A 9,086-nucleotide genomic window follows, 5' to 3' on the forward strand; every position below is an offset into this window, starting at 1 on the left:
ACGGACAAGCCTTGCAGTACGGGTGGCCGGTTGAACGCTCCGCTCAGGCCGCCGTTCCCTTGCGTCGGGCGCGGAAGAAGGTGCGCAACAGACTGGCGCCGTCGTCGGCCAGCACGCCGCCCGTCGTTTGCGGCCGCCAGTGGCAGGTCGGCTGGTCGAAAAAGCGAGGGCCGTGGATCACGGCGCCGCCCTTGGAATCGTCGGCGCCCCAGACCACGCGACCGATGCGGGCGTGGCTGATGGCCCCGGCGCACATGGCGCAGGGTTCGAGCGTGACGTAGAGGGTCAGGCCGGTCAGGCGGTAGTTGCCGCGCTTCGCGGCCGCCGCGCGCAGGGCCACAATCTCGGCGTGGGCGGTCGGATCGTGCGCTCCGATCGGCCCGTTGCGGCCCTGCGCGACCACTTCGCCGGTCGATTCGTCGACGATCACGCAGCCCACGGGAGTCTCTCCCGCGTCCGCAGCCGCTTGCGCACAGGCCAAGGCCATGTGCATGAACCGCTCATCATGGCCAGCCATCCCCGAGACAACGACAAGAAGCCGCGCCCGCGTCAAGACGGCGACCGCGACGGCCCCCGCAAACCCTACGTCAAGCGCGCCGAGGGCGGCGATGATCGCGGGCCGCCGAAGGGCGGCAAATCCTTCGGCAAGCCGGGCGGCAAACCCGGCGGCAAGCCGTTCGCCAGGGACGGCAAGCCTGCCGCCAAGGCCGACGAGGGGCCGAAGCGCAGCGAGCGCATCGCCAAGGTCATGGCCCGGGCCGGCATCGCCTCGCGCCGCGAGGTCGAGCGGCTGATCGGTCTCGGCAAGGTGGCGGTCAACGGCAAGATCCTCGATACGGCCGCGACCCTGGTGACGCGCGACGACGTCATCACCGTGGACGGCAAGCCGATGGGCTCGGCCGAGGCGACGCGGGTGTGGCGCTATCACAAGCCCGCCGGTCTGCTGACCTCGCACACCGATCCCGCCGGACGGCCGACCGTGTTCGACGCCCTGCCCAGCGGCCTGCCGCGTGTGCTTTCGGTCGGGCGTCTCGATCTCAACACCGAGGGCTTGCTGCTGCTGACCAACGACGGCGAGCTGAGCCGCGCCCTGGAGCTGCCGCAGACCGAGCTGGTGCGCCAATACCGGGCGCGAGCGCGGGGCCGGGTCAGCCAGCTGCAGCTGGACACGCTGAAGGACGGGGTCACCGTCGACGGCATTCGCTACGGTCCGATCGAGGCGACGCTGGACAAGGCGAAGGAGAGCGAGGGCAATAGCCCCGCCAATCTGTGGATCAGCGTCTCCATCACCGAGGGCAAGAACCGCGAGGTCCGCAAGGTGCTGGAGCATCTCGGCCTGACCGTGAACCGCCTGATCCGCCTGGCCTATGGGCCGTTCCAGCTGGGCACCCTGCCGGTTGGATCGGTCGAGGAGGTCGGGCCGCGGGTTATCCGCGAACTGCTGGCCCAGCATATCCGGCCTGAGAACCTGCCCACCGGCAATACGGTATCGACGCCGGCGCCCATCCCCGGTCGTCGGATTTCGACCCCGATCGTCAAGGGCGCTTCGGGCTCGGCCATCTCGGACCCGTCGCGCAAGCCGAGCCGGGTCCGGGCCGCCGGAGCCGCCGCGGATGCGGCCGCCGAGCGCGCCGCCCGCCCGCAGAAGAAGCCGGGCTGGGCCAAGGCCTCTCCGAAGTTCGAGCATCCGAAGAAGAATTTCACGCCGCGCGCCCGGCCCGAAGGCGAGGCGGCGGGAGCCGGCGACGACCGGCCGAAGCGGACCTTCAAACCGCGCGCGGACCAATTCATCGACAAGCCGCGGGACGGCGGCCGATCGTTCGGCGGCAAGCCGGCGGCGGACGGCGACCGTCAGAAGCGCCCGTTCAAACCGCGCGAGGGCGGGGCTCCCCGGGCTGAAGGGCCTTCGGGGGGATTCAAGCGCGGCGGCGGCACCCGCAGCAATCCGCCGGGCGGCTCACGCCCCGGCGCGGGTCCTGCGGGCGGCCGCGGCAGCCCGCGCGGGCCCCGCTCCAAAGGCTGACCCGTGCGGATCGTCGCCGGCAGCCTGAAGGGGCGCAACATCGTCGCGCCGGAAGGGCAGGGCACGCGCCCGACGTCCGACCGCGCCCGCCAGGCCGTGTTCAATGTGCTGGAGCACGCCGCCTGGGCCGAGCCGCTGGACGGGCTGCGGGTGATCGACCTGTACGCCGGGTCGGGGGCGCTCGGTTTCGAGGCCATCAGCCGGGGCGCGGCCTTCGCCCTGTTTGTCGAGACCGACGACGAGGCGCGCGGGGCGATCCGCGAGAACGCCGACGCCTATGGGGTGATGGGCCGCACGCGGGTGCACCGGCGCAGCGCCGTGGACCTCGGTGTGCGGCCGGGCTCGGACGGCGAGGCGTTCGACCTCGCCTTCCTCGATCCGCCCTATCGCAAGGGGCTGGGCGAGCAGACGTTGGCCCGGCTGCTGGAGGGGAACTGGCTCAAGCCCGGCGCGGTCGTGGTGTTCGAGCGCGGCTCGGACGAGCCGGAGATCGACACGCCCGGCTATGAGCGGCTGGACGCGCGCGACTATGGCGCCGCGCGCGTGCTGTTCCTCAGGGTGCAGCCGCGTCCGCAGGATAGGTCGTCGGGGCCATCTCCCGGATGAAGAAGACCCCGTCCACAGCGCGGTCCCACCAGGCTGGCATGGACTGGAAGCCGAGCATCCACGATGCGCGGCGCTCGCCGGAGGGCGCCAGGGGGCTGAAGGCGTAGGCTTCCCCCGTGGCCGCCAATTCGGCCTCGATGCTGCCCTCGGCCGGGGTTCCGACGTCGGTGGCGTTGCGGCGGACCCAACTGCCGATCTGGCCGCCGCCGCCGGTGAAGGCCAGGACGTAGAGGTCGTCGCCGAAGACCTCGGCGGCGTGGCGGCCCATCGGGACCATGCCGCGCGCGCCGTCAACGGCCGGGTCGATGACGGCCCTGTCTTTCAGCGCGTGTGAGGTGGCGGCCCAGACGATGATCTTGCGGCCGGGATGGGCGACCTCCGCCAGCCAGCGGAGGTTCGAGGCCATCTGCTCGTCCCGCAGATTGAAGACGGCCGGATTGTTCTCGCCGATCCGTTTGAAGAACACGATGAAGGTCCCGACGCTTTGCAGCGTCTGGCTCCAGCGTGCGGCCTCCGCGGGGTCGGGCAGGGTGGAGACGGCGGTGCGGACGGCGGCCATGTCCGCCTCGAAGAGCGCGAGGTCGACGCGGGCGAAGGCCTCCCGGTCGCGGGCCTGCTGGATGTCCAACACCGTGGCGACCCTCTCGATCTGTCCCGCGGCCGAGGGCAGGCGCGCGGCCAGCCCCCGCAGCTCACCCGGCAGACCGCGGCTGGCGGGCATCACCTCCTGCATGTCCACGCCGGCGAGGATCAGCGGATCGCCCGAGGCGGCGGCGCGGTCGAGATAGCCGGCCAGCGGCGCGAACTGGTCGCTGCGGCTCCAGACCGGGAGAATGGCGTCGGGCAGGACCGCGCCCGGCGTCTCGCCCCGGGCGATGCGCTGCTGCGCGGCGTCCAGGCCGACCATGCCGCCTTCGAAGGCCAGGACATCGAAGCCGAGGCGTTCGTGCAGATATCGGACCACCCGGGCCTTGGCGATGAAGGTCGAACCGTCGCCGTGGGTCTGTTCGCCCAGGATGACGATGCGGGCGTCGCCGATGTCGCGGCCCAGGGCTTCAAGATCCGAGAGATCCTCGACCGTCGGATCGATCGTCCGGACAGGGACGGGCGCGAGCGTCTGCGCCAGCGCCGGGACGGCGATCAGGCCCAGGGCGGCGGAGAGAAGAAGGGCGCGGCGGAACATGGTGGTCTCCAGAGCGAGGGTCTCTGGACTTTATGTCCGGCTTAAACGTTCCGGGAGTTAAATTTATGTAAGAGTTAAACGCCGGCCCACCCCGCGCCGCGCGGCCTGCCCGGAGCGGGGCCGGTCCGGCTACCGCCGCCCGAACAGCTTTTCGAGATCGGCCAGCTTGAGTTCGACATAGGTCGGGCGGCCGTGGTTGCACTGGCCGGAGTGGGGGGTGGCTTCCATCTGGCGCAGCAGGGCGTTCATCTCCGAGGCGGAGAGGACGCGGCCGGCGCGGACGCTGCCGTGGCAGGCCATCGTCCCGCACACCTCGCCGAGACGCTCGGACAGGGCGAGGGCCGCGCCGTGCTCGGCCAGGTCGTCGGCGATGTCGCGGATCAGGCCCTGGACGTCGGTGTCGCCGAGCAGGGCGGGCGTCTCGCGCACCAGCACCGCCCCGGCGCCGAAGGGTTCGACGATCAGGCCGAGCTGGGCCAGTTCGGCGACGCGGGCCGAGACGCGCTCGGCCTCGGCGGGGTCGAGCTCGACCACCTCGGGCGTGAGCAGGGCCTGACGGGTGACCGAACCGGCCGCCATCTGGGCCTTCATCCGCTCATAGACCAGCCGTTCGTGGGCGGCGTGCTGGTCTACGACGACGAGGCCGTCACGGGTCTGGGCGACGATGTAGGTGCCGTGAAGCTGGGCCCGGGCGGCGCCAAGGGGGAAGTCGAGCGGGTCGACCACCTCGGCCTGTCGGCCCTTTATCAACTGTTGATCGACGAACGCGGTTTCGGATTCGACCCGGGCCGAGCGCTCGTTGAGGCCGGGCAGGACCTGGGCGGCGGCGGTCGCGGGCCCGGCCCAGCCCTGCCAGCCGCTCCAGCCCTGGGCCGAGGGCGAGGACGGGCTGAAGGCGGCCCCGGACCCGACGCCCGAATGCGGCCGGAAACCCGCCAGCGCATCGGCGGCGACCGTGGTCGAGGCGCGGTGCCCGGCGCCGGCGAGCGCGTGTCGCAGCGCCCCGACGATCAGGCCGCGCACGAGGGCCGGGTCCCGGAACCGCACCTCGGCCTTGGCCGGATGGACATTGACGTCGACGTAGAGCGGGTCGACCTCGAGGAACAACACCGCGGCCGGATGCCGGTCCCGGGCGAGGAAGTCGGCGTAGGCGCCGCGCAGGGCGCCCTGCAGCAGGCGGTCCTTCACCGGACGGCCGTTGACGAACAGATACTGGTGCCCGGCGTTGCCGCGGCTGTAGGTCGGCAGGCCGGCGTAGCCGGTCAGGCGCACGCCGTCGCGCGACTGGTCGATCAGCAGGGCGTTGGCCTCGAAGTCGCGGCCGAGCAGGGCGGCGAGCCGCTTCAGCCGTCCGTGGTCGCCGGGGTGTTCGGCGGGCAGGCGCAGGGTGGTGCGGCCGTCGAGGTCGAGGGTGAAGGCCACCGTCTCATGCGCCATGGCCTGACGCTTGATCTCCTCGGAGATGGCCATGGCTTCCGACCGCTCGGACTTCATGAATTTGAGCCGGGCCGGGGTGGCGTAGAACAGGTCGCGGACCTCGACGCGGGCGCCGTGCGGGCCGGGGAAGCCGGCGGGCGCGACGGGGCGTTGGTCGCCGCCCTCGACGGTGATCTGGTGGGCGTCGCCGCCGTCTCGCGGTCGACTGGTGATGGTCAGGCGGGCGACCGAGCCGATCGAGGGCAGGGCCTCGCCGCGGAAGCCGAGGGTCGAGATGCGCAGCAGGTCGACGTCGCCGGCGTCGTCAGGCTCGAGCTTGGAGGTGGCGTGGCGTTCGACCGCCAGGGCCAGCTGGTCGGCCGCCATGCCGTGCCCGTCGTCGGCGATCAGGATGCGGGTCAGGCCGCCGCCGTCGGCCTGGATCTCGATCCGCGTGGCGCCCGCGTCGAGCGCGTTTTCGACCAGCTCCTTGATGGCGCTGGCCGGGCGTTCGACCACCTCGCCGGCGGCGATGCGGTTGACGGTTTCGGGCGGGAGACGACGGATGGCCATGGGATTCGCAAGTATGGGCCGATCCGCGGAGCGGGAGAAGCGCCGCGGGGCGCCGCCCTCAGGTTGGCGTGCGTCGGCGCGGGCGGCCCGGACCTCAGCCCGCCTTGGCCTCGCGGATGGCCCGGTCCAGCGCCTCGGGCTGGATCGACTCGCTGGCCTTGCCGTTGACGAAGAAGGTCGGAGTGCCGATCAGGCCCAGCGCCGTGGCCGAGGTCTGCATATCGGCCATGTGGCGGGCCAGCTCGGGGCTCGACATGGCCGCCTCGGCCTCGGTCATGGACACGCCATTGGCGGCCAGGATGGCGTCGATAGAGGCCTCCGACGGCGCGGGATCGGCCATGATGTCACGGAACACAGGCAGGTATTTGCCCTGCCGGTGGGCGGCCTGGGCGGCGCGGGCGGCGTAGTGCGACACGCCGTTGGCCGGGCCGTCGAGGATCGGCCAGTCCTTGAACACGAAGCGCACGTCCGGGTGAGCCTGCATCAACCGCAGGACCTCGGGGGCTGTCGCCTTGCAGCCCGGGCAGCGGAAGTCGAAGAACTCGATCACCGTAACCTTGGCGTCGGCTGGACCGAAGGCGGCGTCGCGGCTGTCGACGGCGAGCAGGCCCGGGTTGGCCGCGGCGCGCGCCGTGATCTCCGCGGTGGTCTGACGATTGTCCGCCAGCTGCTGTTGCTGCGCCTTCTGATCCAGGGCGTTGCTGACTTCCTGAAGCACCTCGGGGTGCTGGATCAGATAGGTCCGGACGCGCGAACCGAAGTCCGTTCCGGTGGCGTAGGGCGCGAGCGCAGCGATCAGGGCCACGACGGACACGGCCAGGGCGGCAACGCCGGCGCGGTCGCCGGACAGCAGGCGGGCCGGCAGGGCGCGCGCGGGCTTGGGGTCGGGCGTCTCGGTCATTCAGGCTCTCGAAAAGGGGTTCAGCCGCCGGCGGGGATCACGCCCTGGGGGCGGCGATCGTTGCGGCGGTCGAGGTCGTCGACATCATCCTGGGTGGCGCCCGAGGCGAAGACGATGTCCATGGCCCGGGTCCATTCGGCCGAGCCGGGCTGCAGCATGTCGCGGGCGCGCAGGGCGAACTGGGTGGCCTGCCGCTCGGCCCCGGAGGCGAAATACATCTCCGCCGAGGCCAGGCGGGCCTCGCCCTCCTTGCCCTGGCTCGCGTAGGCCTGGGCCAGCAGGCGCCAGGCCATGCTGTTGTCCTTCTCCATCGCGGCCGCGCGTTTCAGCTGGTCGACAGCGGCGTCCAGCCTTGCGGCGTCGTGGGTCTCGATCAGGGCGTGGGCGAGATTGATCCGCAGCAGCGGCGCATCGGGCTTGATGTCGACCGAACGCTGGTGGGCCCCGATGGCTTCTTCGGGCCGGCCTTCCTCGAACAGGATCTGGCCCTTGAGCTCCCAGAAATACGGGTTCTCGGGCTGTTCGGTCAGGAGGGCGTCGACCGCGGCCAGCGCCCGGTCGGTCTGGCCGTCACGATACCAGGCGATGGCCCGGGCGTAGCGGGCGGGCAGGGAGACGTCGGTCTCGGGGTAGTCGCGCAGGCTCGTGCCCGGGTTGTCCATGAAGGCGTGGATCTTGGCCAGGACCAGCGCGTGTTGGGCCATGCGCTCCGGACTGTCCCGATTCTCATAGTTCGGCTGTTCAGCCACGAAGCGACGCAAGTTCTCGATCCGGTCCGACGACAGCGGGTGGCTGCGGAAATAGGGGTAGCGGCGGGCGTCCGAGAACACCTCCTGCGACCGGAAATTCTCGAAGAAGCTGACCAGGCCGCGTCCGGACTCGCCGGCCGCCTCGAGCGCCTGGGCGCCGGTATTGTCGGCCTCGCCTTCCTGGTGGGTCATGTAGCGCAGGGCGCTGAGGGTGCCGAAATACTGGCTGTTGCCCAGCAGGACGGCGCCCGCGTCAGGCGCGCCGGCGGCGATGGCCAGAGCGCCCAGCGCCATGGTCATCAGCATGGGCTGCATGCCGGCGTTCTGCGCGCCGTCGCGCAGGGTGTGGCGGTTACGGATGTGCCCGGCCTCGTGGGCGATGACGCCCAGCAACTCGTTCGGATTGCGCGTCCGCAGGATCAAGCCGGTGTTCAGGCCCATGATCCGCCCCCGGGTGGCGAAGGCGTTCAGATCGGCGTCGTTGATCAGCAGAATCTCGACTTCGGACGGCTCCAGACCCATGCCGGTGAAGACCGGGGCGGACCATTCGTGGATGATCGACTCGATCTCGGTGTCGCGGATGGCGCTCTGGGCCGCGGCGGGCGCCGCTGCCGCCAGCACGAGGCTGGCGGCGGCGGCGGCCCCGACGAAGCGGGCGGCGTGTCTGGTCAGCCAGGTCATGGCGTACTCCCGATACCGTCGATCGCCCCCGCTCCGATCCTCACTATCTAATCACGGCCTTTCAGCGGCGCCACCAACCGCGCTTCGGCTTCTCGGGCGGAGCGACGATCTGATTGGGATCTTCGGCGATCAGGGCGGCCACGTCGACTTCGGGCGTGACGGGTTCGGCGACCGGAACCGGAGCGGGAGCCGGCTCGATGACGGGCTCCGGTTCCGCGACGGGTTCCGGCGTCGGGGCTTCCACTGCTTCGGTGTCCGCAGCGTCGAGCTCCGGCGCGACCTCGGCGTTCACCTTGCGGCGCACGCGGCGACGCTTCGGTTCCTCGACGGGAAGCGGGGCGGCGGCCTCGGCCTCGTCAGCGACCATCACGGCCGCGGGCGTGTCCGGCGACGTCTCGAGCGTCATGCCCTCGTCGCTGGCGCGGGCCTCCGGAACGGTTTCCCGGGGCAGGTCGCGATCGGCGCGATCCCGGCCACGGCCGCGACCGCGACGACGCCGCGAACGGCCCGTGCGCTCGCCGTTTTCTCCGGTCTCGGCCTCGACGCGATCGCGGGGCGCCTCGCCATCGGCCGGGGTTTCCGCCGCCGGGCGGGGGGCCGCGGCGCCGGGGTTGATCGGGTCGAACCAGACATAGGGATCGTCCAGCGACGGGGTGCGGCCGCGCACCCAGAAGAAGGCGTCGCGATCGCCGCCCTCTTCACGCACGCGACGTCCGCCGCGGCGGCCCCGCCGGCGCCGACGCCCGGCCTCGCTGTCGTCGTCGTCTTCGGCGGAAGGGGCGGCGGCGGCTTCACCCGCCGGAGCCTCGCCCTCGTCGCGTCGTCCGCCGCGACGCCGGCGGCCGCGACCCCGACCCCGCTCGCCGTCGGCGCGCTCGCTGCGTTCGCGGGGCTCGCCGTCCTCGTCGAGCGCGTCTTCGTCCTCTTCCACGACGTCGTCGAGGAATTCGTCCT

At 71.7% G+C, this 9,086-nt stretch carries 7 protein-coding genes and 1 pseudogene; 2 read left to right on the forward strand and 6 right to left on the reverse strand.

Annotation, left to right across the window (positions count from 1 at the left end; genetic code table 11):
- Positions 1-43: 43 nt before the first annotated feature.
- On the reverse strand, positions 44-517 hold the full coding sequence (gene tadA / locus V6M45_RS06420; protein ID WP_332654813.1) for a tRNA adenosine(34) deaminase TadA: 474 nt from the start codon (positions 515-517) through the stop codon (positions 44-46).
- Here tadA and V6M45_RS06425 point away from each other — a divergent pair.
- Positions 506-2,023: a pseudouridine synthase gene (locus V6M45_RS06425; RefSeq protein WP_332654814.1), complete on the forward strand. Its 1,518-nt coding sequence runs from the start codon at positions 506-508 to the stop codon at positions 2,021-2,023. The two genes, tadA and V6M45_RS06425, sit on opposite strands and share 12 nt — an antisense overlap.
- Before the next feature lie 3 nt (positions 2,024-2,026).
- Positions 2,027-2,629 (forward strand): 16S rRNA (guanine(966)-N(2))-methyltransferase RsmD, encoded by a 603-nt coding sequence (gene rsmD, locus V6M45_RS06430; protein ID WP_332654815.1) that lies wholly within the window; start codon positions 2,027-2,029, stop codon positions 2,627-2,629.
- Here rsmD and V6M45_RS06435 read toward each other — a convergent pair.
- The 5 genes and pseudogenes from V6M45_RS06435 to V6M45_RS06455 form a co-directional block, all read right to left on the reverse strand.
- Positions 2,577-3,812 carry an erythromycin esterase family protein gene (locus tag V6M45_RS06435; RefSeq protein WP_332654816.1) on the reverse strand — a complete coding sequence of 412 codons (1,236 nt, stop codon included), beginning with the start codon at positions 3,810-3,812 and terminating at the stop codon, positions 2,577-2,579. The two genes, rsmD and V6M45_RS06435, sit on opposite strands and share 53 nt — an antisense overlap.
- Before the next feature lie 129 nt (positions 3,813-3,941).
- On the reverse strand, positions 3,942-5,801 hold the full coding sequence (gene mutL, locus V6M45_RS06440; RefSeq protein ID WP_332654817.1) for a DNA mismatch repair endonuclease MutL: 1,860 nt from the start codon (positions 5,799-5,801) through the stop codon (positions 3,942-3,944).
- Between the two features lie 94 nt (positions 5,802-5,895).
- Positions 5,896-6,702, reverse strand: coding sequence for a DsbA family protein (locus V6M45_RS06445; protein WP_332654818.1), 807 nt, complete (start codon positions 6,700-6,702; stop codon positions 5,896-5,898).
- A gap of 20 nt (positions 6,703-6,722) precedes the next feature.
- Positions 6,723-8,132 (reverse strand): M48 family metalloprotease, encoded by a 1,410-nt coding sequence (locus tag V6M45_RS06450; RefSeq protein ID WP_332654819.1) that lies wholly within the window; start codon positions 8,130-8,132, stop codon positions 6,723-6,725.
- A gap of 61 nt (positions 8,133-8,193) precedes the next feature.
- Positions 8,194-9,086, reverse strand: a pseudogene (locus V6M45_RS06455) (ribonuclease E/G); the annotation flags it as partial.

This window comes from Brevundimonas sp., assembly GCF_036676055.1.
In the GTDB taxonomy this organism is placed as follows: domain Bacteria; phylum Pseudomonadota; class Alphaproteobacteria; order Caulobacterales; family Caulobacteraceae; genus Brevundimonas.

Coding starts and splice junctions, on each gene's coding strand:
- mutL (WP_332654817.1), bottom strand. CDS start 5,801: ATGGCCATCCGTCGTCTCCCGCCCGAAACCGTCAACCGCATCGCCGCC.
- tadA (WP_332654813.1), bottom strand. CDS start 517: ATGGCTGGCCATGATGAGCGGTTCATGCACATGGCCTTGGCCTGTGCG.
- V6M45_RS06450 (WP_332654819.1), bottom strand. CDS start 8,132: ATGACCTGGCTGACCAGACACGCCGCCCGCTTCGTCGGGGCCGCCGCC.
- V6M45_RS06425 (WP_332654814.1), top strand. CDS start 506: ATGGCCAGCCATCCCCGAGACAACGACAAGAAGCCGCGCCCGCGTCAA.
- V6M45_RS06445 (WP_332654818.1), bottom strand. CDS start 6,702: ATGACCGAGACGCCCGACCCCAAGCCCGCGCGCGCCCTGCCGGCCCGC.
- V6M45_RS06435 (WP_332654816.1), bottom strand. CDS start 3,812: ATGTTCCGCCGCGCCCTTCTTCTCTCCGCCGCCCTGGGCCTGATCGCC.